Annotated in this window: 27 protein-coding genes, 3 tRNA genes and 2 pseudogenes; 13 read left to right on the forward strand and 19 right to left on the reverse strand. The window is 67.1% G+C overall.

Annotated features, from left to right (window positions below):
• The first annotated feature begins 54 nt into the window (after positions 1-54).
• On the forward strand, positions 55-939 hold the full coding sequence (locus PGN12_13975; GenBank protein ID MEH3104998.1) for an AraC family transcriptional regulator: 885 nt from the start codon (positions 55-57) through the stop codon (positions 937-939).
• A 34-nt stretch (positions 940-973) separates the two neighbouring features.
• Here the strand turns inward: PGN12_13975 and PGN12_13980 are convergent.
• A pseudogene (locus tag PGN12_13980) lies at positions 974-1,132 on the reverse strand (PepSY domain-containing protein).
• Between the two features lie 101 nt (positions 1,133-1,233).
• Between PGN12_13980 and PGN12_13985 the strand changes: the two are divergent.
• The gene (locus PGN12_13985; protein ID MEH3104999.1) at positions 1,234-1,731 is read left to right on the forward strand and encodes a hypothetical protein; all 498 of its coding nucleotides are present in this window, start codon (positions 1,234-1,236) and stop codon (positions 1,729-1,731) included.
• Between the two features lie 120 nt (positions 1,732-1,851).
• A protein-coding gene (locus PGN12_13990) for an IS3 family transposase (GenBank protein MEH3105000.1) occupies positions 1,852-3,047 on the forward strand; the annotation gives its coding sequence in 2 pieces (ribosomal slippage) (positions 1,852-2,185 and positions 2,185-3,047; 1,197 coding nt in all).
• A 168-nt stretch (positions 3,048-3,215) separates the two neighbouring features.
• Here PGN12_13990 and PGN12_13995 read toward each other — a convergent pair.
• Together PGN12_13995 and PGN12_14000 are read right to left on the reverse strand one after the other, a co-directional pair.
• Positions 3,216-3,290, reverse strand: a tRNA-Gln gene (locus PGN12_13995).
• Positions 3,291-3,326: 36 nt separating this feature from the next.
• Complete coding sequence (locus tag PGN12_14000; protein MEH3105001.1) at positions 3,327-4,406, reverse strand: branched-chain amino acid aminotransferase; 1,080 nt, start codon at positions 4,404-4,406, stop codon at positions 3,327-3,329.
• Positions 4,407-4,493: 87 nt separating this feature from the next.
• On the opposite strand from PGN12_14000, the gene PGN12_14005 reads away from it, so the two are divergent.
• Entirely contained in the window at positions 4,494-4,982 is a 489-nt protein-coding gene (locus PGN12_14005; GenBank protein ID MEH3105002.1) for a helix-turn-helix domain-containing protein, read from the forward strand.
• 143 nt (positions 4,983-5,125) lie between these two features.
• Here PGN12_14005 and PGN12_14010 read toward each other — a convergent pair whose 3' ends face one another.
• The 5 genes and pseudogenes from PGN12_14010 to PGN12_14030 all read right to left on the reverse strand — a co-directional run bounded on the left by PGN12_14010 (position 5,126) and on the right by PGN12_14030 (position 8,142).
• A complete protein-coding gene (locus PGN12_14010; GenBank protein ID MEH3105003.1) occupies positions 5,126-5,911 on the reverse strand; it encodes an NAD(P)-binding domain-containing protein in 786 nt (261 codons plus the stop codon).
• Between the two features lie 7 nt (positions 5,912-5,918).
• On the reverse strand, positions 5,919-6,425 hold the full coding sequence (locus tag PGN12_14015; GenBank protein ID MEH3105004.1) for a YbjN domain-containing protein: 507 nt from the start codon (positions 6,423-6,425) through the stop codon (positions 5,919-5,921).
• 64 nt (positions 6,426-6,489) lie between these two features.
• Positions 6,490-6,750: an accessory factor UbiK family protein gene (locus PGN12_14020; protein MEH3105005.1), complete on the reverse strand. Its 261-nt coding sequence runs from the start codon at positions 6,748-6,750 to the stop codon at positions 6,490-6,492.
• 28 nt (positions 6,751-6,778) lie between these two features.
• Positions 6,779-7,334 (reverse strand): annotated as a pseudogene (locus PGN12_14025) (tryptophan-rich sensory protein).
• A gap of 64 nt (positions 7,335-7,398) precedes the next feature.
• Positions 7,399-8,142: a TlyA family RNA methyltransferase gene (locus tag PGN12_14030; GenBank protein ID MEH3105006.1), complete on the reverse strand. Its 744-nt coding sequence runs from the start codon at positions 8,140-8,142 to the stop codon at positions 7,399-7,401.
• Positions 8,143-8,346: 204 nt separating this feature from the next.
• Between PGN12_14030 and PGN12_14035 the strand changes: the two genes are divergently transcribed.
• The gene (locus PGN12_14035; GenBank protein ID MEH3105007.1) at positions 8,347-9,009 is read left to right on the forward strand and encodes an alpha/beta hydrolase; all 663 of its coding nucleotides are present in this window, start codon (positions 8,347-8,349) and stop codon (positions 9,007-9,009) included.
• Between the two features lie 71 nt (positions 9,010-9,080).
• On the opposite strand, the gene PGN12_14040 is transcribed toward PGN12_14035, so the two are convergent.
• The 3 genes from PGN12_14040 to gap are packed head-to-tail and all read right to left on the reverse strand — an operon-like array spanning position 9,081 to position 11,744.
• The gene (locus PGN12_14040) at positions 9,081-10,271 is read right to left on the reverse strand and encodes a phosphoglycerate kinase (GenBank protein ID MEH3105008.1); all 1,191 of its coding nucleotides are present in this window, start codon (positions 10,269-10,271) and stop codon (positions 9,081-9,083) included.
• On the reverse strand, positions 10,268-10,726 hold the full coding sequence (locus tag PGN12_14045; GenBank protein MEH3105009.1) for an MOSC domain-containing protein: 459 nt from the start codon (positions 10,724-10,726) through the stop codon (positions 10,268-10,270). Before PGN12_14045 ends, PGN12_14040 begins: the two co-directional genes overlap by 4 nt.
• A gap of 16 nt (positions 10,727-10,742) precedes the next feature.
• Positions 10,743-11,744, reverse strand: coding sequence for a type I glyceraldehyde-3-phosphate dehydrogenase (gene gap, locus PGN12_14050; GenBank protein MEH3105010.1), 1,002 nt, complete (start codon positions 11,742-11,744; stop codon positions 10,743-10,745).
• Positions 11,745-11,884: 140 nt separating this feature from the next.
• On the opposite strand from gap, the gene PGN12_14055 reads away from it, so the two are divergent.
• The 4 genes from PGN12_14055 to PGN12_14070 all read left to right on the forward strand — a co-directional run bounded on the left by PGN12_14055 (position 11,885) and on the right by PGN12_14070 (position 13,322).
• Complete coding sequence (locus PGN12_14055; GenBank protein ID MEH3105011.1) at positions 11,885-12,073, forward strand: hypothetical protein; 189 nt, start codon at positions 11,885-11,887, stop codon at positions 12,071-12,073.
• Positions 12,073-12,378 carry a cell division protein ZapA gene (locus PGN12_14060; protein MEH3105012.1) on the forward strand — a complete coding sequence of 102 codons (306 nt, stop codon included), beginning with the start codon at positions 12,073-12,075 and terminating at the stop codon, positions 12,376-12,378. The genes PGN12_14055 and PGN12_14060 overlap by 1 nt, the downstream gene beginning before the upstream one ends.
• Positions 12,379-12,576: 198 nt before the next feature.
• Positions 12,577-13,119: a 5-formyltetrahydrofolate cyclo-ligase gene (locus tag PGN12_14065; protein ID MEH3105013.1), complete on the forward strand. Its 543-nt coding sequence runs from the start codon at positions 12,577-12,579 to the stop codon at positions 13,117-13,119.
• The gene (locus PGN12_14070) at positions 13,116-13,322 is read left to right on the forward strand and encodes a DUF2842 domain-containing protein (GenBank protein ID MEH3105014.1); all 207 of its coding nucleotides are present in this window, start codon (positions 13,116-13,118) and stop codon (positions 13,320-13,322) included. Before PGN12_14065 ends, PGN12_14070 begins: the two co-directional genes overlap by 4 nt.
• A gap of 19 nt (positions 13,323-13,341) precedes the next feature.
• Here PGN12_14070 and PGN12_14075 read toward each other — a convergent pair.
• From PGN12_14075 to PGN12_14090, 4 genes are all read right to left on the reverse strand, one after another.
• Positions 13,342-13,418: transfer RNA gene (locus PGN12_14075), tRNA-Asp, on the reverse strand.
• Positions 13,419-13,517: 99 nt separating this feature from the next.
• Positions 13,518-13,594 (reverse strand) — tRNA-Asp (locus PGN12_14080).
• A 46-nt stretch (positions 13,595-13,640) separates the two neighbouring features.
• Complete coding sequence (locus tag PGN12_14085) at positions 13,641-14,831, reverse strand: AI-2E family transporter (GenBank protein MEH3105015.1); 1,191 nt, start codon at positions 14,829-14,831, stop codon at positions 13,641-13,643.
• A gap of 52 nt (positions 14,832-14,883) precedes the next feature.
• Positions 14,884-15,618: a Crp/Fnr family transcriptional regulator gene (locus PGN12_14090; GenBank protein ID MEH3105016.1), complete on the reverse strand. Its 735-nt coding sequence runs from the start codon at positions 15,616-15,618 to the stop codon at positions 14,884-14,886.
• 219 nt (positions 15,619-15,837) lie between these two features.
• Between PGN12_14090 and PGN12_14095 the strand changes: the two genes are divergently transcribed.
• The 4 genes from PGN12_14095 to PGN12_14110 all read left to right on the forward strand — a co-directional run bounded on the left by PGN12_14095 (position 15,838) and on the right by PGN12_14110 (position 21,243).
• A complete protein-coding gene (locus tag PGN12_14095; protein MEH3105017.1) occupies positions 15,838-17,874 on the forward strand; it encodes a 3-hydroxyacyl-CoA dehydrogenase NAD-binding domain-containing protein in 2,037 nt (678 codons plus the stop codon).
• Complete coding sequence (locus PGN12_14100; GenBank protein ID MEH3105018.1) at positions 17,871-19,049, forward strand: acyl-CoA dehydrogenase family protein; 1,179 nt, start codon at positions 17,871-17,873, stop codon at positions 19,047-19,049. The genes PGN12_14095 and PGN12_14100 overlap by 4 nt, the downstream gene beginning before the upstream one ends.
• Positions 19,050-19,231: 182 nt before the next feature.
• Positions 19,232-20,359, forward strand: a complete 1,128-nt coding sequence (locus PGN12_14105; GenBank protein MEH3105019.1) for an acyl-CoA/acyl-ACP dehydrogenase — start codon at positions 19,232-19,234, stop codon at positions 20,357-20,359.
• On the forward strand, positions 20,356-21,243 hold the full coding sequence (locus PGN12_14110; protein ID MEH3105020.1) for an acyl-CoA thioesterase II: 888 nt from the start codon (positions 20,356-20,358) through the stop codon (positions 21,241-21,243). Before PGN12_14105 ends, PGN12_14110 begins: the two co-directional genes overlap by 4 nt.
• A gap of 6 nt (positions 21,244-21,249) precedes the next feature.
• Here the strand turns inward: PGN12_14110 and PGN12_14115 are convergent, their stop codons facing one another.
• The 4 genes from PGN12_14115 to PGN12_14130 all read right to left on the reverse strand — a co-directional run bounded on the left by PGN12_14115 (position 21,250) and on the right by PGN12_14130 (position 25,516).
• Positions 21,250-22,317 (reverse strand): catalase family protein, encoded by a 1,068-nt coding sequence (locus PGN12_14115; protein MEH3105021.1) that lies wholly within the window; start codon positions 22,315-22,317, stop codon positions 21,250-21,252.
• A 150-nt stretch (positions 22,318-22,467) separates the two neighbouring features.
• Complete coding sequence (locus PGN12_14120; GenBank protein MEH3105022.1) at positions 22,468-23,268, reverse strand: SDR family NAD(P)-dependent oxidoreductase; 801 nt, start codon at positions 23,266-23,268, stop codon at positions 22,468-22,470.
• Entirely contained in the window at positions 23,265-24,284 is a 1,020-nt protein-coding gene (locus tag PGN12_14125; GenBank protein MEH3105023.1) for a phosphotransferase family protein, read from the reverse strand. Before PGN12_14125 ends, PGN12_14120 begins: the two co-directional genes overlap by 4 nt.
• The gene (locus tag PGN12_14130; GenBank protein MEH3105024.1) at positions 24,281-25,516 is read right to left on the reverse strand and encodes an acyl-CoA dehydrogenase family protein; all 1,236 of its coding nucleotides are present in this window, start codon (positions 25,514-25,516) and stop codon (positions 24,281-24,283) included. Before PGN12_14130 ends, PGN12_14125 begins: the two co-directional genes overlap by 4 nt.
• Positions 25,517-25,613 lie beyond the last annotated feature (97 nt).

Genomic DNA, 25,613 nt, shown 5'->3' on the forward strand with positions numbered 1-25,613 from the left:
ATTTTGCGCTGAGCAGCGCGCTTGTTGCGAATTGTTCGCATGGTATAAGGTCTCATGCCTGCTACGCCGCTCCGATCCGCGACCAATCGCTCCGATCCGCGAATTATTCCGGCGGCCCTCACAGAACAGCTCGCGATCGCAGGTCATGTCGGCTCCGGCGGCGCGGCGCATCGGTTATCGAATCAGACCGGTCTGCTCCTTCATGCCCGTTATCCCGCGTTCGAAGGGCCCATCGAAAACGGCCCGCATCTGCGGGTCGGGCTTTGCCTGGGCGCGGGAACCCGGCTTGTGCAAAGCGCGGGCACGACGCGGCTGGAGGGGCTGTGGCGTCGCGGCACCCTGACGATCACGCCGCCGGATTGCACCGGCTTTGCCGCCTGTGGCGCGACCGAGATGATCGGGTTGGCGATCGTGACCGACGCGATCGACAGGGATCGAGTCCATGATCTGGCAAGCCGATTCCACGACGACGCGCTAATCGTCTCGGTGCTGACCGCCCTGCATCACGAGGCCGATGTGCACGGCACCACGACCGCCTTTTTCGAGCATGGCATCGCGCTGGTGCTGAACAGGCTGAACGAGTTGCACAGTACGCCGTCGAACCGCCGGGCGGTCCGCCCATTGTCGCAAGCTCGATATGACCGGCTGGTCGATCAGGTCCGGGGGCGGCTTGGTGACGATCTATCGGTTGCCGAACTGGCGGCAGCGGCGGGTATGGACCCGAGTGGCTTCACCCGCGCGATGCGTGCGCGCACCGGCCTGGCGCCGTTCGCCTGGCTGACCCGATGCCGCATGGAGGAAGCCGCGCGGTTGCTCGCCGGCGGCCTGACGGTGACGTGGGTGGCGAGCCGGGTCGGCTATGCCAATGCCAGCAAGTTCGCCGCCGCCTTCCGCCGCTTGCACGGGATGGCGCCGTCGCGGTGGCAGGCAGATGCATGACCGCTGGTTGCCGGCCTCGAATATCGGGCGCGCGTCACCGCTTGACCCGCAGACGCGCGGAACACTTCTTCATCCAGATCGCAACACCCGTGACGCTGAGGATCACGACCGTCACGCCGAAGATCGAAGCGAAGATGCGATAGACCAGTCCGAAGACTTCGTCCCGGTGCAACAGATTGGCCCATTGGGTGACCGCATCGGCGGCAAGGCGGAGCCGGGCATGCCGAGACGATCATTACGAAGACGCCTTGAAACGGCGACCGTATACTGCTGCTGCCGCCACAACCGGGGACGATGAAAACGTCCGATAGCGTTCCATATGCCACCGTAGCGGTCGAGATCCTTAAGCAGGATGTATCGAGCGGCCTCGACACTGAAGCAGGCATCCTGCTGGAGTTATTGTTCAACATCTCTTTGCGGTCGGCCAAACAATTTGGCAAATCTCGGCACCTACCAACTGTTGATCTGCATGAGACTGAGGTCCCGGCTACCGTTTTGGTTGCGCACGTAAGCTCCGATCCAGCCGCCTTCCTGCGTCCGGAGCGCCGCCAAGGTCCTCTCCAGCCAAGGCTTGCCGACGGCGGCCTGATGAATGCAGCGCGCGATCACACGCTCTTCCACAACTGCCGCTCGCCCCTGCGGCCGCGCGAGCGCGGTGCCGGGAGCTGCACCCATGAGGACGACGAGCAGGATCGCCCTGCCCCTCACTTCGCCCTCCCGCCGGTCGTAGACGACGCGCCGATAACCAGCGCCAGCGGCCACCGGCCCCAGAGTATCTCCACTGCGGCATGATCCGCACAGATGTCGCGGCTCATCCCGCCGGTACGGCCAGTATGGATGAAGAGCCCAGGTTTGATCTTCCCCCGTTTTGACCGACACCGATGATAGGCTCTCCGGGCCAGGAGGTGCATGATGGCGAGTACGACAAAACGTCGGTTCACGGACGAGTTCAAGCGCGAGGCGGTGGCGCTGTGGGAGACGAGCGGTCGCTTGCAGACCGAGGTGGCGGCGGAGCTGGGGATCATGCCGACGATGCTGCGTCGCTGGCAGCGAAAGCAGCAGGAGAGCAGCGCCCCGCCGGCAAGCCCGGCGGCGAAGCCGCCAGTATCGACCATGGCGTCGCCAGCGGATCAGGCGTCCGAGATTGCGCGGTTGCGGCGCGAGCTGGACCGTGCGCGACATCTTAAAAAAAGCCGTCGGCATCCCTTCGACTTCGCTCAGGACAGGCTTTGCGGAGATGCCGCGGGAAGTTCGCCTTTATCGAGCAGCATGCGTCCACCTGGCCGGTGAACGTCATGTGCCGCATGCTCGGCGTGTCGCGCAGCGGCTTTTACGACTGGCGTAGTCGCGCACCGAGCGCTCGGACGACAGCAAACCTGGCCCTGCTGCAAGATGTCCGCCGCCTTCAGGCGCGCCATCATGGACGAGACGGCTCGCCGAGGATACATGCCGCCCTGCGGGCGGAGGGCTATCAGTGCAGCCGTGGCCGCGTTGAACGGCTGATGCGCCGCCATCGGATCCGCGCGCTGGCAGGCCGCCGGTTCCGGCCCTGCACGACCGACAGCCGCCACTATCTGCCGATCGCGCCGAACCTGCTGGCGCAGTGCTTCGTGGCAACCGCACCGGACCAGATCTGGCTTGCCGACATCACCTACATCGCGACCGGCGAGGGCTGGCTGTATCTGGCCGCGGTACTCGACCTGGCGACACGCAAGATCGTTGGTTGGTCGATGCGCGATCACATGCGAACCGAACTGCCGCTCGCGGCGATGATGATGGCCGCTCAGCGGCAGCGTCCGGCGCCCGGCCTCATCTGCCACTCGGATCGAGCGTCGCAATACGCAGCCGGGGCCTATGTCGATTCCCTGTCGGCGAACCGCGCCGTGCCCTCGATGAGCCGCACCGGCAATTGCTACGATAATGCCCCGATGGAAAGTTTCTTCCACACCCTGAAGGTCGAGCTGGTCCATCAATGCCGATGGGCGACCCAGTCGGAAGCCCGACAGGCGCTGTTCGGATACATCGAAGGCTACTACAATCGGCATCGGATGCATTCGGCCCTCGGATATCTAACCCCCGAGCAAGCCGAGCAGCGCATGACCGGCTAACCCAGCGTGTCCGTCAAACCGAGGGAAGATCAGCGCCGCGGCGATAGACATGCTGGACCGAGGCCACGGAGCATCCGACCTTCCGGACAGACGATTGGCACAGTCGATGGCACAATCGTTCCGTCTCACGAGCGAGAAGCCAGCGAGATCAAGTCCTTAGGTGCGAATTGGCTGGGGCGGCAGGATTCGAACCTGCGAATGCCGGTACCAAAAACCGGTGCCTTACCGCTTGGCGACGCCCCAACGAGCCGCGCGCCTTAGCGGGGCGCGCGGGAAAGCTCAACCGATACGATGCAACCAGCCGTGCGAATCTTCGGCGCGGCCGCGCTGGATCGCGCTGAGCCGCTCGAGAAAATGCGCGGTAAGCTGGCCGGTGCCGCCGCTGCCGATCGTGAAGTCATAGTCCGGTCCCGCGACCCGGCCGATCGGTGTCACCACTGCCGCCGTGCCGCACGCGAAACTCTCGACCAGCCGGCCGCTTGCCGCATCGGCGCGCCAGTCCTCGATCGCGTACGGCGCTTCCTGTACCGCAAGCCCCTGATCGCGCGCGATCCGGAGGATCGAGTCCCGCGTGATGCCGGGCAGGATCGTGCCGGTCAGCGGCGGAGTACGCAGCGAACCGTCCTCGAAGACGAAGAAGATGTTCATGCCGCCCAGTTCCTCGATCCAGCGCCGCTCGGCAGCATCGAGGAACACGACCTGATCATAGCCGCGGCGGATCGCTTCCTGCTGCGCGATCAGGCTGGTGGCGTAATTGCCCCCGCATTTGGCGGCCCCGGTGCCGCCCGGCGCCGCGCGCGTATAGTCGTGGCTCACCCACAGCGACACTGCGCGCGCGCCCCCCTTCCAATAGGCGCCGACCGACGAGGCCAGCACCATGTAAAGATATTCGGCCGAGGGCTTGACGCCGAGGAACGCCTCCGACGCGATCATGAACGGACGCAGGTACAGAGAACCGCCCTCGACGCTCGGCATCCACTCGCGCTCGGTCAGGACGAGCCGCTCGACCGACTCGAGGAACAGTTCCTCCGGCAGCGCGGGCATCGCCATCCGCTGCGCCGAGGCATTGAAGCGGCGGGCGTTGGCATCGGGACGGAACAGCGCAAGTCCGCCATCCTCAAGTCGATAGGCCTTCAGCCCCTCGAAAATTTCCTGCGCATAATGGAGCACCGACGACGCCGGATCCATGGTCAGCGGCATCCGCTGCGAAATCCGCCCGTCGTGCCAGCCCCGTCCTTCGGAATAATGGAGCACCGCCATATGGTCCGTGAACACGCGCCCGAAACCGGGATCGACCAGCCGCGCGGCGCGCTCATTGGCGGAAACGGGCGACGGATGCGGTTCGAACGCGAAGTTCACAGGACCTCCAAAGATCACGGGCGCGCAACCATTTGGTCGACGTGCCGGGGTTGCAGCGGCCTAGGGCGGATGGCAAAGCGGGTCAACATGGCTGCCTCAACGCATTCCGCCTCGCCGCTTTTCCTGCGCGAAACCGAGATTCGTCGCGGGCTGGAGCTGCTGTATTTCGGCAACGCGCACATCACCCGATCGATCGATCGCGGCCTTGCGCGACAGGGGCTTGGTCGCGCGCACCACCGCGCACTCTACTTCATCGCGCGCAAGCCCGATATGCCGGTCAGCGATCTGCTTGCGCTGCTAGCGATCACCAAACAGTCTTTGGGACGCGTTCTCAACGAGTTGATGGAGCGCGGACTGGTCGAAACACGCGCAGGCGACCGCGACCGCCGCCAGCGCCTGCTGCGACTGACCCCCGACGGCGTCGCGCTGGAAAGCAGCCTGTACGAAGCGCTGCGCGAGAAACTGTCTGCGGCCTATTCGCGCGCCGGACAGGGCGCGGTAACGGGCTTCTGGGCGGTGCTGGAGGGCCTGATCCCCGATGACGAGATCGCGCGGGTCGAGGCGTTGCGCGGGTAGCGGGCAGATCGACCAGCACCGTTCGTGCTGAGCCTGTCGAAGTACGTGCCCGGAACACGCCCTTCGACAAGCTCAGGACGAACGGGTTTCAGCCGGGCGAGCCGCCGAACAAGCCCGGATCGCAGCGGGGTGACGAGAAGCGCCTAAACCTTCGCCATTTCCGCCCCGCGCATCGCCGAAGCTGAAAGCGTCCGCTCCAGTAACGGCACGAGCCCTCCGGCCTCATCAAGCACGTTCAGGCCGGCGCGGGTCATCCCGCCGGGGCTGGCCACCGCATCCGCCAGCGCACCGGGTGAGCGGTCGCTCGCGGCCGCCATCGCCGCCGCCCCCTCGACGGTCGCCAGCGCCACCGCCGCAGCCTGTGCCGGGTCGAGGCCGATCGCGATCCCGCCGGCGGCCAGCGCATCGACGAAGCGGAACAGGAACGCCGGCCCACAACCTGACAGCGCGCCAGCGGCGGCAAAGCGCGCGGGATCGTCGAACCACTCGACCAGGCCCAGCGGCTTCATCAGCCGACCGACCGTCGCCCGCGCATCGGCTGGCGCGGCGGGCGCATGGATCGCGACGACCCCGCGCCCGAGTTCGACCGGAAGGTTCGGCATCGTCTGGATCGTGACCGGGCCGGGAAAGGCGGCGGATAGCCGCGCGGGATCGGGGCCGGCAAGCATCGACACCAACAGCGGAACTTCCCGCACCCGCTCCCGATGAACCGCAGCGACCTCGTCAAGCTGCTGCGGCTTGATCCCCAAGATGACGATGTCGGGCGGCGGACCATCGGGCAGGTGCCGCGCCTGTCGTACGTTGCCGGGCAGCACGCGATCCTGCCGGTTGACGACATCGACATCGGCGGCCGCCACGACGCCGCTCTCCAGCCAGCGCCGCAACATCGCCGACGCCATGTTGCCGCATCCGATCATCCACAGTCGCATCGGCGCTTCAGGCCTCGCCCTGCGTCTCGACCATCGCCGCGGCGATCGCCTCGGCGGGCGACTTGCCGCCCCACAGCACGAACTGGAACACCGGATAGAAGCGCTCGCACTCGTCGATCGCCGAATCGATCAATAGTTCGGCGGTCGCCAGCGACATCGTCGCCTCGCCCTCGCGCGTCTCGATCGCGGTCGCGCAGCGATAGAGCAGGATCCCGCTCGACGACCACATCTCGAAATGACCGAGCCACAATTGTTCGTTGATGAGCCCGAGCGTCTCATAGATCTTGCCGCGCCGCCCCTCCGCGACCTTGACGTCCGGAAAGGCGAGCATCTGCACCACGCCATCGTCCTCGCGCCACAATGCGCGAAGCTCATATTCGGTCCAGCTGCCCTTTATGGTGGCGGTGATCTCGTCCTCGTTCCGCTCGCACGGCCAGCCGTGCGCGACGAAATAGGATTCGAGCGTGTCGAGCGGTGCCTCTGGCTCGGCAAATTGGTCGGCTTCGTCAAGCATCACGATCTTATCGCACGACCGTCGTCGTGCGTCATCCCCGGCAGCGATCTGGGCAAAGGAAGGATCAGGCGGTCGGCCGGGCTGCCAGCGCAGCCTCGAGCTTCTCGATCCGTGCACGCAGCGCGTCGTTCTCGTCCCGCGCGGCGACCGCCATCGCCTTCACCGCCTCGAACTCCTCGCGCGTGATGAAGTCGAGCCCGCCGATCCATTCGCGGGCGCGGGCACGGGCGTTGGCCTCGGCCTCGCGGCCCATGCCCGCGATCGTACCGGCGGCGCCGTTGAACAGCTTGGCGACGTCGCCGAACAGGGGGTTCTCGGATTGCATGGCGAATCGTCCTGCGTGAGCAAAAGGGTCAGCGGATCACTTGGGATGCCGCAGGCGCTTGCACAACCCGTTCCGCATCCGGATTGAGCCGATCGATTTGCCAGTTGAGCGCACCGGCGACGCACAGCCACGCCAGATACGGCACCATCAACCATGCAGCGACGCGGCGGATCTGCGCGAAGACGATCGTCGTCAGCACCGAAAGGCCGAAGATGGCGACGATCAGCAGGAACGCCGCCGCGACACGATGCGCGCCGAAGAACAGCGGCGTCCATGCGAGATTGCCCGCCAGTTGCGCGATGAACAGGGCGATGCCCAGCCCGCGCAGACGCGCACCGCGCGCGCTGAGGACCAGCGCGAGAGCAAGTCCGAGCAGGACGTAGAGCACCGACCAGACGACCGGAAATGCCCAGCCGGGCGGCGTGATCTCGGGCTTGGCGAGCACGGCATACCAGCCATTCTGGTCGCCGGACGGCACGGTGCGTCCGGAAAGGAAGCCAAGCAACAGCACCGCCGGGACGGTGACCGCCGCATAGCGGAAAAAACGATGCCCGCAGCTGCCCTTTCGACGCCAACTCGCCCATGCTCACTCCCTCGTTCCGTGTGGTCGCACCGACACTGCGCAAAGCGCTTCAGAAAGCGACAGGTTCAACCGCGATGCGCCGCCAGGAGGAACTCGACATTGCCCTCCGGCCCGGTGATCGGGCTTTCGGCCACGCCCTCGACCCGCCAGCCGCGGTCGGCGAACCACGCGGCAACCTCGCCGCAAACCCGCGCGTGGATCGCGGGATCGCGGACCACCCCGCCCTTCCCGACCTCGCCCCGCCCGGCTTCGAATTGCGGTTTGACCAGCACCAGCGCGCGCGCGGCCTCGCGGACGAAGCCGAGCGGCACCTCCAGCACCTTGGCCAGGCCGATGAAGCTGGCGTCGCAGACGACCAGATCGACGGGCTCGGGAATATGCGCGGCAGTGAGGACGCGCGCGCTGGTCTGTTCGTGGACGATCACCCGTTCGTCCTGGCGCAGCTTCCATGCGAGCTGGTTGGTGCCGCTGTCGACGGCGTAGACGCGCGCCGCGCCGCGCGTGAGCAGCACGTCGGTAAAGCCGCCGGTCGACGAACCGACGTCGATCGCCACGGCGTCGGCGACGTCCCAGCCGAAGTGATCGAGCCCGTGCGCCAACTTGATCCCACCACGCGACACCCACGGATGGTCGCGCCCGCGAACATCCAGCAGGGTATCGACGGCGACCGGCTGCCCCGGCTTCTCGATCTTGCGCTCACCCGCGAAGACGAGCCCCGCCATCACCAAAGCCTGCGCGCGGGTGCGCGACTCGGCGAGCCCGCGATCCACCAGCAACTGGTCGACCCGCTGTTTGGTTGGCGCTGACATGGCCGCCGCTATCGCGCGCACGACGCGCCACCGCAAGCGGCGACAACGCCTCGTCGCCCCCACCGCTCATCCCGTGCGATTTGCTGCGCTGCACGATTGCCCATCGATCTAATAGGGATTACCTGTGCAATCGAGGCCGCGGCGCGCCCGACCCCTAGACTGAGCCGCGGCCTCGCCCCGATTGCACGCAACAGGAGGTACGTCATGGGACATGCCAACTACGATTTGTCGGTTCAGCCGACCGTGCTGACCGTTCCCGGGCTTGGCGGATCGGGCCCTGCGCATTGGCAGACGTTGTGGGAGCGCAGTCGCCCGGATACCGCCCGTATCGAACTGGGCATGTGGGATCGTCCGCATCGCAACAGCTGGGTGACCAAGATCGATCAGGCGGTCGCGTCGGCCCGCGCGCCGGTGATCCTCGTCGGACATAGCCTGGGCTGCGTCGCGATCGCCTGGTGGGCCTCGATGAGCCCGCAGCCTTATGGCTGGCCCGTCGCCGGCGCACTGCTGATCGCCCCGGCCGACGTCGATCGTGCTGGCGTCGCGAGTGAATTGGCGCCGTTCGCTCCCGCGCCGAAGCTCGCGCTGCCGTTCCCGTCGATCCTGGTCGCCTCGACCGACGACCCATGGGTTTCGATCGAGCGCGCACACAGCATGGCGGTCGATTGGGGCAGCCATTTCATCGATTATGGCGCCTATGGTCATATCAACGCCGCCAGCGGTCTGGGACATTGGCCGGAGGGGCTGGAACTGCTCGACCGGGTGATTGCGGCGGCGGGTGGCCCTCATGGCGAGGTTCGCTCGCCGGGCGATGCACGCGCGATCCTTTCGCGGCGTACGGACGACGATCGCCGCCTCCACGCCTGAGCTACGTCTTGCCGAAACGATGTGTCGAATGCCGTCGCCCCGAACCTGATCCGGGGCGACGGTAAACGGCTTTACCGCGCGAGCGCCGCTACGCCCGGCAGCTCACGGCCTTCCATCCATTCGAGGAACGCGCCACCCGCCGTCGAGACGAAGGTGAAGGAATCGCCTACACCCGCCTGATTAAGCGCGGCGACCGTGTCGCCGCCGCCCGCAACCGACACCAGCCCGCCTTCCTTGGTCAGCGCTGCCGCGGTGCGGGCCAGCGCCACCGTCGCCGTATCGAACGGCGGCGTCTCGAAGGCGCCGAGCGGGCCGTTCCACACGAGCGTCCGGCAGTTCTTGAGCACGTCGCCCAGCGACTCGGTCGCCGCCGGACCGATGTCAAGGATCATCTCGTCTGCGGCAACTTCGTGAACATTGACGGTGCGCGTCGGTGGGTTTGCTTTGAATTCCTTCGCGACGACAACGTCATACGGCAAATGGATCGTGCAGCCCGCTGCCTCGGCGGCGTCGAAGATTTCGTCGGCGGTGCCGGTCAGCTCGTGCTCGCACAGGCTCTTGCCGACATCCACACCGCGCGCCGCGAGGAAGGTGTTGGCCATGCCACCGCCGATGATGAGGTGATCGACGCGCGTGACCAGATGCTTGAGCACCGCCAGCTTGGTCGACACCTTCGCGCCGCCAACCACCGCGGCGACCGGATGCTCGGGCTTGCCGAGCGCCTTTTCGAGCGCATCCAGCTCCGCTTCCATCGCACGGCCTGCAAAGGCGGGCAGCTTGTGCGCCAGCCCCTCGGTCGAGGCATGCGCGCGATGCGCCGCGGAGAAGGCGTCGTTGACGTACAGGTCGCCAAGCGCCGCAAACCGCTCGATCACCGCCGAATCGTTCTTCTCTTCTCCACCGAAGAAACGCGTATTCTCCAGCACGCCGATGTCACCCGGCTGGAGCGCCGCGATCGCATCGGCTGCGCCTTCCCAGTCAATGTATCGCACAGGACGGCCGAGCACCGCCTCATAGGGCTTTACGATCTGCGCCAGCGACAGCTCGGGCGAGGGCACGCCCTTGGGCCGTCCGAAATGCGCCAGCACCAGCACGATCGCACCCTTGTCGGCCAGCTCCGCGACCGTCGCCACCGTGGCGCGCAGCCGGGTGTCGTCGCTGACCTGCCCGTCGTGAAGCGGGACGTTCAGATCCTCGCGCACCAGCACGCGCTTGCCGGTGACATCGCCGATATCGTCGAGCGTCCGGAACGACTTGGTCATGCTTCCTCCATCCTGATCTCGTCGCCGACCGCGATCCGGCCGCCGCTTATCACCATCGCGCACGCGCCGCCGCGCCAGTCGGGCGTCATCGCGGCGCGAAGTCCCTCGGCCAGCGCTTCCATCCGCTCGCACGGATCGCATTCGCGCGTGATCTCGAGCACGACCTCCGCACCGATCCGCACGCGCACCCCGGCGGTCTGCGGCAGGTCGAAGCCGTCGACCAGCAGGTTGGCACGCCGCTCTTCCCAGCCGATCGTATGCCCGACCTCGGCCATCGCCGCCGCCCAGTCGCCGCGCTCGATCAGCGTCACCTGCCGCTTGTACGGCTTGCCGCGCATCGCGCCGCGGAAGTCACCATGGAGGCCGCCTTCCACGGTGACCTCGACATGATCGACCACCTCCATCGGCGCGCGCGAACGGGCGTGGCGCGCAATCCCGAGCAACACCCCCGTCATCGCGCGCCTCCCGCCGTCAGCCGAGCTTCGCCATCGCCGAGGCGGTGTCGACCATGCGGTTCGAGAAGCCCCACTCATTGTCGTACCAGCTGACGACGCGCACCAGCTTGCCGTCGAGCACTGCAGTTTCGAGGCTATCGACGGTCGACGAATACGGCGTGTGGACGATGTCGATCGACACCAACGGCTCGTCGGAAAAGTGCAGTACGCCCTTCATCGGGCCGTCCGCCGCCGCCTTGAGCAGCGCGTTGACCTCATCCTTGGTCGTCTCGCGCCCCGGCATGAACGTCAGGTCGACCAGGCTGCCGTCCGGCACCGGTACGCGCACCGCCGAACCGTCCAGCTTGCCCTTCAGCTCGGGCAGCACCTCGCCGACCGCACGCGCGGCGCCGGTGGTGGTCGGGATCATGCTCATCGCCGCGGCGCGCGCACGACGCAGGTCCGGGTGGATCTGGTCCAAGATCTTCTGATCGTTGGTATAAGCATGGATCGTGGTCATCAGGCCGCGTTCGATGCCGAGGGCATCGTTCAGCACCTTGGCGACCGGCGCGAGGCAGTTGGTGGTGCAGGACGCGTTCGAAACAATGGTATGTCCCGCCTCCAGCTTGTCGTGGTTCACGCCGTAGACGACGGTGATGTCGACGCCCTTGGCCGGCGCGGAGATCAGCACCTTCTTCGCACCCGCGTCGATATGCTTCTGCGCGCTGGCGCGATCGGTGAAGAAGCCCGTGCATTCCAGCACGATGTCGACGCCCAGTTCCTTGTGCGGCAGATTGGCGGGATCACGCTCCGCGGTGACGCGGATGCGCTTGCCGTCGATCACCATGTCCTGCCCGTCGGCCTCGACGGTGCCGGCGTACTTGCCGTGGACGCTGTCGCGGCTGAACAGCCATGCGTTGGACTTGGTGTCGGCCAGGTCGTTGATCGCCACCAGCTCCAGCTCGCTGCCGCGCTCCAGCAACGCGCGCGCCACAAGCCGGCCGATGCGCCCGAAGCCGTTGATCGCAACCTTCGTCATCGTCAGTCCTCCGCCAATTCCGTCCAGATGCGGCGGCTTTTGCGCAGGTGGATGCGCACCCGTCAACCGCCCCGCTGCAGCGACCGTCCGCCGCGCAAGCTACTTGTCGGGCCGCGCGCGCGATCCTATCGCGTTGACCCATGGATAACCCCGCGATCGCCCGGCTGGACGCCGCCATCACCCGCGTCGAAAACGCGATTGCTGCGCGGCGCGCCGCCGACGCGTTGCTGGAACGGCGACACGCCACGCTGAAGGCGACAATGGCGCAGGCCGTGGCGGCGCTCGACACGATCATCGCCAATGTGGCCGAGCCGGAGGCGCAGGGCTGATGGCGATCGTTACGCTCCGGATCGGCGACACCAACTACGACCTTGCGTGTCGCGACGGTGGCGAAGCGCGGTTGCAGGAAGCCGCCGCCCTGATCGACGAACGCTGGGACACGGCCCGCCGCGCCGCCGGCGCGGGCGGCGCCAATCGCCAGATGCTGCTCGCCGCGCTGATGGTCGCCGACGCGCTGATCGACGCGCGCAACGCGCCGCCACCCGAAACGCCGGAGGGCGTGGCGCTCGATCGATTGTCCGAGCGGCTCGAATCGATCGCCGCGGCCCTTGAGCAAACGCTGCCGAGCGCCTAGGTTGGTGACGGCGGGTTCTGCCCGGTACGAGCCTAGAGAAATCCCTGAGGCTATTCATCATCCATGGGGGTTGTCCCTGCCCGGGCCCTGGCCCGACGCACATGATCCCCACCTGACGTACTGGGCGTCAGTGGATAATCCGGCAAACGACCACGGCGGTCCCGCCACCCGCCCCCGTATCAGCCCGATCGTAAGCCGATGAGCGACAAGACGATTCTGCGCGCCGCCGCCCGCGCCGCCCGCGCCGCCTTCGTCGCGGCGCCGCACCCACCGATCCGTGTCGATGCGCGGTTCGTGGCGCTGCTCGCGCCGGAGATGATCGTCGCCAGCTATGTTCCGATCGGCGGCGAGGCCGATCCCGTGCAGCTGGAGCGGGCTGCGCTGGCAGCTGGATGCACGCTCGCCTTGCCGCATGTCATCGACCGCGCGACGCCGCTCTCGTTCCTGCGCTGGGCGCACGGCAGCCCCCTGCAAAACGGCCCGTTCGGACTGCGCCAGCCGGCGCACGACGGCGCGCCGGTCGCGCCGGACGTGGTGCTGACACCGCTGGTGGCGTTCGATCGTGCGCTCAACCGGCTCGGTCAGGGCGCGGGCCATTATGACCGTGCGTTCAGCGCCTTCCCCGACGCGCTCCGCATCGGCGTGGCGTGGAGCGTGCAGATGATCGACGGCCTGACCGCCGACCCGTGGGACGTGCCGTTGCACGCCGTCGCAACCGAATTGGAGTGGATCACCGCATGACACCTTCGTGGCGCAAGCCGACCGGGATGCTCATCATCCTGTTGCTGATCCTGGTGTGGTGCGTCGGCATCGCCTCGCTATCGGCGACGATCGGCCGCTGGCACGGCGCGGTGCAGCTGCTCTTCTATGTCGTGACCGGCATCATCTGGATCGCGCCGCTCAAGCCGCTGCTCCGCTGGATGGAGACTGGACGCTGGCGCTGAGGTCGAGGCCACTGATGAGTGGCGCGAGTGACGGGGCTCGAACCCGCGACCTCCGGCGTGACAGGCCGGCGCTCTAACCAACTGAGCTACACCCGCATTCCCTACGCTCGCCACGGATCGACAGGGCATCGCGCCCGCAAGATCGCATGTTTCGCGTCATCCTCACGACGACCACAAACCGACCCCGAGAGAGGGTGGCGCGAGTGACGGGGCTCGAACCCGCGACCTCCGGCGTGACAGGCCGGCGCTCTAACCAACTGAGCTACACCCGCTTGTAGAAGCGTGAGGCGCGCCAACTAGGCGGCACGCCTTACCCTGTCAACGACTATCGGCGACTTTTTCGACTACCGCGACCTGCTCCTCCTGACCGCGCATCAGCGTGCCGTCCTCGAACAGGAAACCGGCGATGTCGGGGCGGCCGGCGGCGGACAGGATCGTCTGGACGATGATGAGGATCGGCACCGCCAGCAACGCGCCGACCGTGCCCCATACCCAGCCCCAGAAGCTGATCGAAATGAGGATCATCACCGGATTGATCGTCAGGCGGTGGCCGACGATCAGCGGCGTCACGACGTTCGCCTCGATCAGATGCGCGCCGTACATGATCGCGGGCGCCGACAAGGCGGTCCAGACGTCGGAGAAGGTCATCAGTCCGCCGATCGCGAGCAGCAGCGCCGCGACCACCGGACCGAAATAGGGCACGTAGTTGAGCAGCGTCACGATGCCGCCCCACATCAGCGGAAACGGCATCCCGAGCAGATGGAGCGCTCCGGCGACCACCGCCCCCAGCGCGATGTTGATGATGGTGATCGTCCCGAGATACGACGACACCGCATCGACCATCTCCTGCAACACCCGCGCGGTCGTCATCGCACCACCGAAGCTGGCGCGCCCGGTGATCATCTTCTCGCGCATCCGCGTCCAGCCGGACAGGAAAAAGAAGGCAACGAGAATAGCATAGAAGGTCTGGACAATTACCGCGGGCGCGGATGTGGCCGCTAGCTCGACGATCGAACTTGGCGGCGACACCGCCGCGGTCGGCGACGGCTTGACCGGCGTGGTCGCGATCTGGCGCAGCGTGCGGTTGGCGTAGCGTTCGAGACTTGAATACAAATCGAGGATCGGCGCGAGGTTCGCCTGGATGCGGTGGATGCGGCTGGGCAACAGTCGGAAGAACTCGGTCGCAGGCACGACGATCGCGGCGAGCGCGACGTTGGCGATCACGAGGAACAGGATCACGCAGAACAGCGCCGCAATCGGCGACGGCAGCCGCCGCCGCTCAAGCCATTCAAGCAAAGGGATCAATGCCAGCGACACGACCAGCGCGATCGCCGTCGGCATGAAGAACTCCGCCCCCGCCTGCAGCGCGAACGGCAGTCCGAGCACAAGCCCGATCCCGGCGGTGAGCGTCAGCCCGGCGAGCAACCGGTCACGCCGCATCGGCGGGTCGATCCCGGCCGCGGTCGGTGCCGGGATGAACGGATCGGCGGGCGCGGGCTGATCGGGCATATACTTCACCTATGGCTATTTACCGGCCGCGGCCAAGCGTCTTCACGCACGGTTAGCGATCCTGATCCCAGACACCGGCTTCGAGATAGAGGTAATCGGGATCGAACTCGCCGAGGCGTGCAAGCCGGTCATGATCGGTGATCCGGACCACGCCACGCGCGAATTCCGCCAGCCCCGCTTCGCGCAGGCGTCGCAACATTCGATTTACGTGTACGCTGGTCAGGCCGAGGGCTTCGCCTAGATCTTGTTGCGTCAGCGCAAATTCGAACGCGCCACCATCCGCTGCGCCGACCGCTTCCAATCTATGGTATGTTTCGAGCAGGAAGTGCGCGAGTCGCCCGGCCGCATCGAGCCGCCCGATGCGGAAGATCCATTCACGGTGGAGCGCCGCATCCAGAAGCGTCGAGCGCCACAGCAGGCGGGTCAGATGGGGGTGGTCGACCAGGATCCGGTCGATGCGCGCATGGGGGATGAGCGCAATCCGCGCCTCGGTCAGCGTGCCGACGTCGTGATCGAGCCGGCGCAGCGGATAGCCGTGCAAGTCGACGAAATCCCCGGCCAATTGCAACGCCACCAATTGCCGGAAACCGTCACGCGCATCCATGTAGCGGCACATCACGCCGTCAAGCAGCAGGGTAGAATAGGTCACCGGGTCGCCACGGCGGGTGACGATGCTGCGCGCGGGCAAGCTCTCGACCCGCTCGACGGCGCCTTCCAGCACGTCTTTTTCGGCCTGCGTCAATCCACTGCGGCCGCGCCCGCGTAGAAAATCCTTCGTCACGCGCATCGAAGAGCAGTCCCCCGTCCATCTTATTCAGGATGCAGGATTAGGCGGGGAAGCGGCACAGGGACAAGCCCGGCGGCCCCCGATGGGAAATTAGCGGGCAAAATCAGCCGGGACCGGCGCGACGGTCCGCACAACGCCGATTGCGCTTTCCTCCATCGACGCGATAGATGGAGCACAGTTAGAAAAAGCGGTATGCCGAACCGAGGAGAGTCAGCCCCCATGTCTTCGCACAATATCGAGCAATCGGGACCGATCCGTATCGAGCGGGACGGTGACATCCTCCAAATTACCAGCGACTCGCCGCCCGTGAACGCGCTTGGTGCGGCAGTGCGCGACGGACTGGAGGCCGCGGTGAAGGCGGGTGTCGCGGATTCGAGCATCGCCGCGATCGTGCTGCGTTGCGACGGTCGCACCTTCTTCGCCGGCGCCGACATCAGCGAGTTCGGCAAGCCGCTGCAGGGCATTCCGCTGCCGACATTGGTCGACATGATCGAGGCCAGCCCCAAGCCGGTGATCGCGGCGATCCACGGCACCGCGCTGGGCGGCGGGTGCGAGGTGGCGCTCGGCTGCCATTATCGCGTCGCCGTCCCCTCGGCGAAACTGGGCACCCCCGAGGTGAAGCTGGGGCTGCTGCCCGGCGCGGGCGGGACGCAGCGGCTGCCGCGGCTGGTCGGGGTCAAGGCCGCGTTGGAGATGATCGTGCTCGGCAATCCGGTGTCCGCGAAGGCGGCGGCGGAGATGGGGCTGGTCGACAAGGTGGTCGGCGAGGACACGCTGGCCGCCGACGCGATCGCCTTCGCGCGCGAGGTCGCGGGCACGCGGCCGATCCCGCGCGTCCGCGACTGCATCGTCGCGCCCGATCCGGCGGCGGTCGAGGCGTTCCGCAAGACGCATGGCCGCAAGTTGCGCGGCTTCGATGCGCCGGAGGCGTGCATCACCTGCGTCGTGGCCGCAACCGAACAGCCGTTCGAGGACGGGCTGGCGGTGGAGCGCGAGCAGTTCATGGCATTGATGACCGGCACGCAATCGGCGGCGCAGCGACACCTGTTCTTCGCCGAGCGCAAGGCGGCGAAGATCGACGACATCGACCCCGCCATTGCGGTGCGCCCCATCAAGCGCGTCGGCGTGATCGGCGCGGGGACGATGGGCGGCGGGATCGCGATGAACTTCCTGTCGGCGGGCGTGCCGGTGACGATCGTCGAGATGCAGCAGGACGCGCTTGATCGCGGCACCGGGGTGATGCGGCGCAATTACGAGGCGAGCGCCGCGAAGGGCCGGCTGCCCGCCGACGCGCCGGGCAAGGCGATGGCGCTGCTCTCCCCTACCCTGTCACTCGACGATCTCGGCGACTGCGACCTGATCATCGAGGCGGTCTATGAGGATATGGGCGTCAAGAAGGACATCTTCACGAAGCTCGACGCGATCGCCAAGCCCGGCGCGATCCTCGCGAGCAACACCAGCTATCTCAACATCGACGCGATCGCCGCGGTCACGAAGCGCCCCGGCGACGTGCTGGGGATGCACTTCTTCTCGCCGGCCAACGTCATGAAATTGCTGGAGGTGGTGCGCGGCAAGCAGACCGCGCCCGACGTGCTGGCGACGGTGATGGCGCTCGCCAAGACAATCCGCAAGGTCGCGGTGGTTGCGGGCGTGTGCGACGGGTTCATCGGCAACCGGATGCTGATGCCGCGGCAGGTTGAGGCCAACAAGCTGTTGATGGAAGGCGCGACGCCCGAGCAGATCGACCGCGTGCACGTCGCGTTCGGGATGCCGATGGGGCCGTTCCAGATGGCCGATCTCGCCGGGGTCGATATCGGCTGGCACCGCGATCCGACGCGGATCGAGAACATTCGTGACGCGCTCGCCGCCGAGGGGCGCTGGGGGCAGAAGAAGGGCGCGGGCTTCTACGATTACGACGAGAAGCGAAACCCGACCCCGTCGCCGCGCGTGGCCGAGATCATCGACGAATTCCGCGCCAAGGAGGGCGCAACCCCGCGCGACATCAGCGACGAGGAGATCGTCGCGCGCACGCTCTACACGATGGTCAACGAAGGCGCGCTGATCCTTGAGGAAGGCATGGCGCAGCGCGCATCGGATATCGATGTCGTGTGGGTCTATGGTTATGGCTGGCCGGTCTATCGCGGCGGGCCGATGTTCTGGGCGCAGAGCGAGGGCGCCGACAAGGTAGTCGCCGGGCTGGAACGCTACGGCTTCCCGGTCGCCAAGGGCCTGAAGTCCGGGGAGGCGTTCAAGTGAGCGATCTCGACACTTTCCGCAGCGAGACGCGGGCGTGGCTTGAAGAGAACTGCCCGCCCGAGATGCGCGCACCGATCGTCTCCGAAAAGGACGTGGTGTGGGGCGGTCGCGACCAGTCGCGGCTGACCGCACCGCAGAAGATTTGGCTCGACCGGATGGCGGCGCGCGGCTGGACCGTTCCCGACTGGCCGACGGACTATGGCGGCGGTGGGCTGAGCGCGGCGGAGACCAAGGTGCTGCGCGAGGAGATGGCGCGGATCAAGGCGCGCAATCCGCTCAACAGCTTCGGCATCTCGATGCTCGGGCCGGCGCTGCTGAAATACGGGACCGAGGCGCAGAAGCTGGAGCATCTGCCGAAGATCGCGCGCGGCGAGATCCGCTGGTGCCAAGGCTATTCGGAGCCCAATGCCGGATCGGACCTCGCCAGCCTCGCGACCAGCGCCGAGGATGCCGGCGACCATTTCGTCGTCAACGGGCAGAAGGTATGGACCAGCTACGCCGATCAGGCCGACTGGATCTTCTGTCTGGTGCGCACCGACAAGACGACCAAGCAGGGCGGAATCAGCTTCGTGCTGTTCGACATGGCGTCGCCCGGCGTCTCGACAAAGCCGATCCTGCTCATCAGCGGCTATTCACCGTTCTGCGAGACGTTCTTCGATGATGTGAAGGTGCCCAAGGCCAATCTGGTCGGCGAACTGAACAAGGGATGGGACGTCGCCAAATATCTGCTCGGGCACGAGCGCGAGATGATCTCGGGCATGGGGCTGTCGGGCGGCGGCGATGCGTTGGTCGAGGGGGCGCTGGCGACGGTCGGGGTGGATGCGGAGGGGCGGCTCGCCGATCCGCTGCTGCGCGCAAAGATCGCGCTGTACGAGGTGCGTGCGCTGGCGTTCGCGGCGCAGAGCGAGCGGTTCATCGACGAGCTGAAGGCCGGGCACGCACATCCCGCACAGCCGAGCATGATGAAATATTACGGCACCGAGCTGAACAAGGCGCGGCACGAGCTGGCGATGGCGGCGGGCGGGTCGGACGCGGTGGAATGGGAGAGCGAGCGCTCGGGCGGCGGACGCGCGGCGCGGGCGTGGCTGCGGACCAAGGCGAACTCGATCGAGGGCGGGACGAGCGAGATCCAGCTCAACATCGTGGCGAAACGGATACTGGAGTTGCCGGGCTGACGTGCGGGCCGTCGCCCCTGCGGAGGCAGCGGCCTATGACGGTCGAGTGGATGAGTGGCGATGGCCGTTGTTGAGCGCGGGTTATGTGTCAGGCGTCTCGGCACGCGAAACAGACATGGGCCCCTGCCTGCGCAGGGGCGACGGTGGAGGCCGGGCGGTCGGGCCCATTATCGGAGGATGCGATGCCGCTTTTCCTGAATGACGAACAGACGATGCTGCGCGACACTGCGCGCGATTTCGTCAGCGAGAACGCGCCGGTCGCGCATCTGCGGCGACTGCGCGACAGCGACGACAAGACCGGGTTCGATCGTGCGCTGTGGAAGCAATTCGCCGAGATGGGGTTCACCGGCATCCTGATCCGCGAAGACGCCGGCGGGCTCGGGCTCGGGCATGTCGAGGCCGGAGTGGTGCTGGAGGAGATCGGGCGCAACCTGTCGCCGTCGCCGTTCCTGACCACCGCGGTCGCGGCGGTGGCGGCGCTTCACAACACCGCGCAGGCGGAACGCTGGTTCCCCGGCATCCTGTCGGGCGAGACGGTCGCGGCCCTGGCGATCGACGAGGGGGCCAAGCATCGTGACCGGGTCGCGTTGCGCGCCGAGCGGGCCGGCAACGGCTTCCGGCTGAGCGGTGCCAAGCAGTTCGTGACGCACGGCCATGTCGCCGATCTGTTGATCGTCGCGGCACGCACTGGCGGAAGCGACGACGAGGCCGAGGGCGTGACGCTGTTCGCGGTGCCCGCCGATGCCGCCGGGCTGACCGCGACCCCCGAGCGGCTTGCCGACAGCAGCGTCGCGGCACGGCTGACGTTCGAGGGGGTGGCGGTCGACGCGGATGCGGTGATCGGCGAGGTGGATGCCGGACGGGGACCGCTCGACCGGTTGTTGCGCGCGGGCCGGACCGGGGCGTCGGCGGAGTTGCTCGGGGTCGGCGGCGGCGCGATGGACATGACGGTCGCCTATCTGAAGCAACGCAAGCAGTTCGGCACGCTGATCGGCAGCTTCCAGGCGCTCCAGCATCGCGCCGCGCATCTCTATGCCGAGATGGAAGTCGCGCGCGCGGCAGTGCTCAAGGCGCAGCAATTGCTCGACGCGGGCGATGCCGCAGCGGATCAGGCGGTGTCGGTCGCCAAGGCGATGACGGGGCTTGCCACGACGCTGTCGGTGCAGGAAGGCATTCAGATGCACGGCGGAATCGGGATGACCGACGAATATGACATCGGCTTCTTCATGAAGCGCGCACGGGTGCTCGCGGAGATGTTCGGCGATACGAACTTCCATGCGGATCGCGTGGCGCGCGGGCGCGGCTATTGAGCGACGTGCCCTCCCCTGCCGAATTGGTCGCCGATCTGGTCGATCTGCTCGACGTCGAGGAGATCGACACCGATCTGTATCGCGGACGCCGCTCGACCGGCGGCGTCGGGCGCGTGTTCGGCGGGCAGGTGATCGCGCAGGCGTTGCAGGCGGCGCAGCGCTCGGTGGGCGAGACCGACAAGGTCGCGCATTCGCTCCACGCCTATTTCATGCGCGCGGGGTCGGAGGAGCATCCGATCATCTACCGCGTGGTGCGCGATTTCGAAGGGCGCAGCTTCGCGACGCGGCGGGTGATCGCGATGCAGCGCGGCACGCCGATCCTCAACATGGCCGCCTCGTTCCAGCGGCCCGAGGACGGGCTGGCGCATCAGGATGCGATGCCTGACGTGCCGCCGCCGGAGGCGCTGGAGAATGAGCAGACGCTGCGCGCGGCGGTCGCGGACAGGATTCCGCCGCAGCTACGCGAGCAATTGCTGCGGCCGCGCGCGATCGAATATCGCCCGGTCACGCCGCGGCACTGGACCGAGCCGACGCCTGCCCCGCCGGTGCATCATTACTGGTTCCGTGCGGTCGCACCGGTCGGCGACGATCCGGCGATGCACCGCGCGGTGCTCGCTTATGCCAGCGACATGATGCTGCTGGGGACATGCATGTTGCCGCATGGCGTGACGTGGATCACGCCGGGAATGCAGACCGCCAGCCTCGACCACGCGCTGTGGCTGCACGAGCCCGCGCGCACCGACGACTGGCTGCTCTATACGATGGACAGTCCTTGGGCAGGGCACGGCCGCGGAATGAACCGCGGGCGGATCTTCGCGGCCGATGGGCGGCTGGTGGCGAGCGTCGCGCAAGAGGGGCTGGCGCGGATGCGTGAGCGGCGCTGATCCGCCTCAGCTCGGTTCGTGGATCGGGCAGCGGTTGACGCGCTGGCGGTAGTCGGCGGAGTGGCGATAGGTGTCGCGGCGCGCGCGGTTGATGTTGCCGAGCGGCTGGTGTGCGGCGAGGCCGGTCCAGACGCTGAACCGCGTCTTTTCGTTGACCTGTTCGACGCGGGTGTCGTCCCAACTGTCCTGCGCGGCGGTGCGGATCGTGGCGACGCGGATGAAGGGGGCTTCGACTTCGTCCCATTCGACGGTGGCGTCCTCGACCGGCTGGCGCGCGAGGTCGCGGGCGAGCTGGACGCGGAACTCCCATTCGCCGGGGATCGCGCGTAGCTCGGCGCGGACGGTGTGGCGGATCGCGTCGCGGTCGCCGGCGGTGTCGATGATCGCGCCGGTGCGCTCGGTCAGGCCGGGGGCGATTGGTGCGAGGCTGAACTTGGCGATATGGTCGCCGTAGCGGAACGGCGTGGCGCTGTAATAGGTCTCGCCGATCGGATCGACGTTGGGCGCGCCGCCCAGCGTGTTGATCGTCGCGCTTTCGATCCCGACCGCGCCCAGCGCGCTGCTGACGCCGCGCAGCACCGCGGACAGCGCCTTCTTGCCGCCCTCCGCCTTGTCGGTGGTTCGCGCCAGCAGCTTGAGATTGCCGAGGAATTTCTCGGCGGTCTTCGCCTGGAAGGCGGTGGCGTTGACCATGATGAAGTCCTGCGCGCGCCCTTCCGCACCGGGCAGGCGTTCGCCGTCGACGTCGAAGATCTTGATCGCGAGGCCGCGCGGGAGCGAGATCGCGTCGTCGAGGATGTCGCCGGGGTTGGTCGAGAAGCGCATCAGCACCTTGTGCTCGCCGGGGGTTGCGAACAGGCCCTGCGCCAGCTCGGGTGGGAGGTCGGCATCGATGGTCAGCGTGCCTTCGAGGATCGCATGTGCCTTGGCATGGACGGCGCGGACGGCGTGGCCGTAATCCTCGGCGGTGGTGTCGAGGACGATGTCGAACTGCTCGTTGAGCTGGGCGATCGTCGCCGTCTCGTCGGGCTGAAGCTGCTCGATGTCGGGGGTGTAGCGGACGGGGGCGGGCATCGGGCGACTCTCCTGTGGGTGGAGGGTCAACACAGGTTAGCGGTGGGCGTTCCCGGCGGTATGAAGTAAGCATACTCTCCCGTTCGCCCTGAGCTTGTCGAAGGGCGTGTTCCGGGCACGTGCTTCGACAAGCTCAGCACGAACGGAGTATTATACCGCAGTCTTGCCGTATTCCTGTCGCGTCACCGGGTGGCTCGACGACAGGCCGCCATCCGCTGCGAGCGCCTGTCCGTTGACGTAGCTCGCATCGTCGCTGGCGAGGAACAGCGCCACGCGCGCCAGTTCCTCGGGCTGCGCGCCCCGGCGCAGCGGATTGAGGCGGCCGAGGCGGTCCATCTTGCCGGCGTCGCGGGCGTAGTCGAAGGTCGGTTGGGTCATGCCGGTTTCAGTGAGCCCGGGGCATAGTGCGTTCACGCGGACGCCCGAGCCGGACAATTGCTGCGCGGCAGTCATGGCGAGGTTGATGACCCCGGCCTTGGACGCCGAATAGGCCGGTGAGCCCGCGCCCGAGCGCAGCCCGGCGACGCTGGCGGTCAGCACGATCGCCCCGCCACCGCGCGCGGCGATCAGCGGCGCGGCGTGCTTCACCGCGAGCCATGGGCCGATCAGATTGACGCGCAACACCTCGGCGAACAGCGCGACATCGGTGTCGAAGATGTTCGCCATGCCGCCCGCAATGCCGGCATTGGCGAACATCACGTCGAGTCCGCCGAAGCGATCGGCCGCGAACGCGACGGTGCGCGCGACATCGCTTTCGTCGCCGGCATCCATGCGGATCGGCTTCGCCACGCCACCCGCGGCGGTGATCGCCTGCGCGGTTTCCTCGGCCTGATCGGTGACGTCGGCGACGACCACCTGCCCGCCCTCGGCGGCGAACAGCGACGCCGCCGCGCGACCGATCCCCGAGCCCGCGCCGGTGACGACGATCGACTTGCCCGCGAAACGCCTCATGCGCCCGCCCTTTGCGCGAACTGCCATGCCGCATCGACCAGCCCGCCCATCCGCGCCGCTGTTTCATGCGCGCGCGGGTTGGCGGCGGTGCCGGTGACGATCCGCTTCTTGATGCCCTGCACAATGCCGGCGAGGCGGAAGAGGTTGAACGCGAAATACCAGTCGAGCGCGATCGGCGCGTTGCGCCGGGTGCGTGCGCAATAGCGCTCCAGCATCCCGGTCATTTCCGGGATGCCGGTCGCCGCGCCGGTCCGCCCGAGCACGCCCGAGCGGCCTTCGGGTTCGGTGACCCAGCTCATCAGGAAATAGGTGAGATCGGCGACCGGGTCGCCGAGCGTCGACAATTCCCAGTCGAGCACCGCCGCGACGCGCGGCGCGGTGCCGGGCGCGAAGCGGAGATTGTCGACGCGGTAATCGCCGTGGACGATGCTGGTCCGCTCCTGCGCGGGGACGGTGCGCGGCAGGAAGTCGATCAGCCGCTCCATCGCCGGCATCGGCTCGGTTTCGGCGCCGCGATATTGCTTGGTCCAGCGCGCGACCTGCCGCTCGAAATAATTGCCGGGGCGGCCATAATCCTCAAGGCCGATCGCGACGTGATCGGTGTTGTGGAGATCGGCGAGCGTGTCGATCATCGCCTCGTAATGCGCGCGACGCTGATCGGGGTCGAGATCGGGCATCGTGCCGTCCCAGATCGTCCGCCCCTCGACCATCGCCATCACGTAGAAGGCCGAGCCGATCACCGCATCGTCCATGCACAGGCCGTAGGGACGCGGCACCGGAAAGCCGGTCGGGTGGAGCGCGGCGATCACGCGATGTTCGCGGTCGACCTGATGCGCCGACGGCAGCAGCGCGCCGACCGGCTTGCGGCGCAGGACGTAGCTGCCGGCCTCGGTATCGACGCGATAGGTGGGGTTGGACTGCCCGCCCTCGAGCCGCTGCTGCCCGATGATCGCGCCGGAACCGGGGACATGCGCCGCCAGCCAGTCGCCGAGCCGCGCGGTATCGAGGTCGCTCATGCGTATTTGCCGAACTCGTGCCGGGCGATCGCACGCGCATGGACCTCGTCGGGGCCGTCGGCGAAGCGCAACGTCCGCATCGACGCCCAGGCGTGCGCGAGGTCGAAGTCGCCCGACACGCCCGCGCCGCCATGCGCCTGCACCGCATCGTCAAGAATGCGCAGCGCCATGTTGGGCGCCTGCACCTTGATCATCGCGATCTCCTGCTGCGCGGCCTTGTTGCCGGCCTTGTCCATCATGTCGGCGGCCTTGAGGCACAACAGTCGCGTCATCTCGATGTCGATCCGCGCGCGCGCGATCCGTTCCTCCCAGACGCTGTGATCGGCGATGCGCTTGCCGAAGGCGGTGCGGGTGACGAGCCGGCGCGCCATCGCCTCGATCGCGCTTTCGGCGACGCCGATCGTGCGCATGCAATGGTGGATGCGCCCTGGCCCGAGCCGCCCCTGCGCGATCTCGAACCCCCTGCCCTCGCCGAGCAGGATGTTGTCGACCGGCACGCGCACGTCGGTGAAGCTGACCTCTCCATGCCCGTGTGGGGCATGGTCATAGCCATAGACCGACAGCATCCGCTCGATCCGCACGCCCGGCGTATCGAGCGGAACCAGCACCATGCTTTGCTGCTGGTGCCGCGCCGCGCTAGTGTCGGTCTTGCCCATCAGGATACCGATCCGGCAGCGTGGGTCGCCGATCCCCGACGACCACCATTTGCGGCCGTTGATGACATAGTGGTCGCCGTCGCGATCAATGCGCGTTTCGATGTTCGTCGCATCGGAGGAGGCGACCGCGGGTTCGGTCATCAGGAAGACCGAGCGGATCTCACCGTGCATCAGCGGACGCAGCCATTCTTCCTTCTGCGCCAGCGTGCCGTAGCGATGGAGCACCTCCATGTTGCCGGTGTCGGGCGCCGAACAGTTGAAGCATTCGCTCGCCCAGTCAATGCGACCCATTTCCTCGGCGCACAAAGCATATTCGAGGTTCGACAGCTGCGTGCCCTCGAACACGAACGTATCGTCGACATGGGTCTGGCCGGAATGCGGCGGCATGAAGAAGTTCCACAGCCCGGCAGCCTTCGCCAGCGCCTTCACCTCTTCGATCACGGGGAGCACCTTCCACGGGTCGCCGTCGTGATGCTGGCGGTCGTGCTCGGCGCGGCGCGGCGCGATCTCGCGGGCGATGAATTCGCGTACCCGATCGCGGAAATGCGTCTCGCGCTCGCTGAGGGTGAAATCCACCGCGCTTCCTCTCCATGGCTGTCGGCGGCGAGGTGTAGGCCATACCGGATGTTCGGTAAAGCCGCCGATCACGCGATCCACGCTCTGAGCGAAAAAG

Origin of the sequence: Sphingomonas phyllosphaerae, from assembly GCA_036946405.1 — a bacterium.
Lineage (GTDB): Bacteria > Pseudomonadota > Alphaproteobacteria > Sphingomonadales > Sphingomonadaceae > Sphingomonas > Sphingomonas phyllosphaerae_D.

Coding starts and splice junctions, on each gene's coding strand:
- gap (MEH3105010.1), bottom strand. CDS start 11,744: ATGACGAAGGTTGCGATCAACGGCTTCGGGCGCATCGGCCGGCTTGTG.
- PGN12_14120 (MEH3105022.1), bottom strand. CDS start 23,268: ATGAGGCGTTTCGCGGGCAAGTCGATCGTCGTCACCGGCGCGGGCTCG.
- PGN12_14055 (MEH3105011.1), top strand. CDS start 11,885: ATGGATAACCCCGCGATCGCCCGGCTGGACGCCGCCATCACCCGCGTC.
- PGN12_14060 (MEH3105012.1), top strand. CDS start 12,073: ATGGCGATCGTTACGCTCCGGATCGGCGACACCAACTACGACCTTGCG.
- PGN12_14015 (MEH3105004.1), bottom strand. CDS start 6,425: ATGCTTGACGAAGCCGACCAATTTGCCGAGCCAGAGGCACCGCTCGAC.
- PGN12_14020 (MEH3105005.1), bottom strand. CDS start 6,750: ATGCAATCCGAGAACCCCCTGTTCGGCGACGTCGCCAAGCTGTTCAAC.
- PGN12_14005 (MEH3105002.1), top strand. CDS start 4,494: ATGGCTGCCTCAACGCATTCCGCCTCGCCGCTTTTCCTGCGCGAAACC.
- PGN12_13975 (MEH3104998.1), top strand. CDS start 55: ATGCCTGCTACGCCGCTCCGATCCGCGACCAATCGCTCCGATCCGCGA.
- PGN12_14090 (MEH3105016.1), bottom strand. CDS start 15,618: ATGCGCGTGACGAAGGATTTTCTACGCGGGCGCGGCCGCAGTGGATTG.
- PGN12_14125 (MEH3105023.1), bottom strand. CDS start 24,284: ATGAGCGACCTCGATACCGCGCGGCTCGGCGACTGGCTGGCGGCGCAT.
- PGN12_14065 (MEH3105013.1), top strand. CDS start 12,577: ATGAGCGACAAGACGATTCTGCGCGCCGCCGCCCGCGCCGCCCGCGCC.
- PGN12_14105 (MEH3105019.1), top strand. CDS start 19,232: ATGCCGCTTTTCCTGAATGACGAACAGACGATGCTGCGCGACACTGCG.
- PGN12_14085 (MEH3105015.1), bottom strand. CDS start 14,831: ATGCCCGATCAGCCCGCGCCCGCCGATCCGTTCATCCCGGCACCGACC.
- PGN12_14040 (MEH3105008.1), bottom strand. CDS start 10,271: ATGACCAAGTCGTTCCGGACGCTCGACGATATCGGCGATGTCACCGGC.
- PGN12_14115 (MEH3105021.1), bottom strand. CDS start 22,317: ATGCCCGCCCCCGTCCGCTACACCCCCGACATCGAGCAGCTTCAGCCC.
- PGN12_14035 (MEH3105007.1), top strand. CDS start 8,347: ATGGGACATGCCAACTACGATTTGTCGGTTCAGCCGACCGTGCTGACC.
- PGN12_14030 (MEH3105006.1), bottom strand. CDS start 8,142: ATGTCAGCGCCAACCAAACAGCGGGTCGACCAGTTGCTGGTGGATCGC.
- PGN12_14070 (MEH3105014.1), top strand. CDS start 13,116: ATGACACCTTCGTGGCGCAAGCCGACCGGGATGCTCATCATCCTGTTG.
- PGN12_13985 (MEH3104999.1), top strand. CDS start 1,234: ATGAAAACGTCCGATAGCGTTCCATATGCCACCGTAGCGGTCGAGATC.
- PGN12_14010 (MEH3105003.1), bottom strand. CDS start 5,911: ATGCGACTGTGGATGATCGGATGCGGCAACATGGCGTCGGCGATGTTG.
- PGN12_14095 (MEH3105017.1), top strand. CDS start 15,838: ATGTCTTCGCACAATATCGAGCAATCGGGACCGATCCGTATCGAGCGG.
- PGN12_14045 (MEH3105009.1), bottom strand. CDS start 10,726: ATGACGGGGGTGTTGCTCGGGATTGCGCGCCACGCCCGTTCGCGCGCG.